This is a genomic window from Roseburia sp. AF42-8 (assembly GCF_003435965.1).
In the GTDB taxonomy this organism is placed as follows: Bacteria; Bacillota; Clostridia; order Lachnospirales; family Lachnospiraceae; genus Roseburia_C; species Roseburia_C amylophila.
In genome coordinates this window covers 1-1,233 of record NZ_QTVB01000125.1, presented here as the reverse complement: position 1 = coordinate 1,233, position 1,233 = coordinate 1, and the positions used below count along the sequence as shown (strand labels likewise).

The following is a 1,233-nucleotide window of genomic DNA, read 5'->3' as shown; positions in this document are numbered from 1 at the left end:
AAGAAATTATTTCTTTAGAAAATACAGAAAAAGAAAATATAAAATTTATTGAACTTCTGGATGAAATAAATGATCCAAATTATGAAGCGTTTACTCCAAGAACAGTGAATGCCCGTAATAAGGAAAAAATTAATGAGCTGAAAGTACAGCAGAAAAATATTATCAAAGAAAAGTCTGAATTACAGAACAAGTTATATGATGTACAACGTCGTTTGGAAGAGTGTCAATCTATTATTCAATGTGAGAGGGAAAAGGAGACAATTGCCCAGCAATATCAGGAAGAAGATAATGCAGAATATAAGATTCAGTTATTAGAAGCACAGGAAATGGAGCGACAGCGCATTGCAAGAGATTTACATGATTCTACAGTACAGGATCTTACCAGTATGCTTCATAAGATAGAACTTTCTATGCGTGTAATGGATATGGATTCGCAGCGTTGTAAAATGGAATTATCAAATGTACTTGATAATATTCGCAATGTGATAAGCAATACAAGAAAAATGATATATAACCTCAGACCAATGTCAGTAGATGATATAGGAATAGATGTAACACTGAAACATGCTATTGCAAAAATAGAGCAGGAGTGGAACCGGAAGATAGAATATATTATAATAGGAAAACCGTTTCACGTGAAACCTGTTGTTGCATTGTCTTTATTAAGAATTATGCAGGAGGCATGCACGAATGCATTGAAGTATGCTGATGCAAAAGAAATATGTGTTGTATTAGAATATACTGAAAATGATATTTCACTTGTAATTGAAGATGATGGTATTGGATTTAATACAAAAAAGAAAGTTACAAAAACAAAAAATTCCGGTTTTGGTTTATCTATTATGAAAGAAAAGAGTTCATCTTTTATCAGGTGAGATTCAGATAAAAAGTGAAGAAGGAAAGGGTACTACAATAAGTATTCGTGTACCAAACTTTGTCGAGGAGGAAGAAAATGAGTAAAGTGAAAGATAAAATAGAAATAATCATAGCAGATGATCATATGATGATTCGGGAAGGCTTGAAACAATTACTGGAACTTGATGGTACGATGAAAGTAATTGCGGAGGCAAATGATGGTGAAGAATGTCTGAATTTATTAAATAAGAAGATTCATCCAGATATACTTTTATTAGATATAAATATGCCTAAGAAAAATGGCATTGAAGTATTAGAATATATTAAACAGAATAAAATTCCAGTAAAGGTATTGATATTAACAGTACATAATGAAGT

Annotated in this window: 2 protein-coding genes; both read left to right on the top strand. The window is 31.3% G+C overall.

The features are described 5' to 3' along the window. Window positions 1-875 (top strand): sensor histidine kinase (locus DW059_RS15605; protein ID WP_117699391.1); only part of this gene is annotated, 875 nt, incomplete at its 5' end. 77 nt (window positions 876-952) lie between these two features. After that, window positions 953-1,233 (top strand): response regulator (locus DW059_RS15600; protein WP_147326080.1); only part of this gene is annotated, 281 nt, incomplete at its 3' end.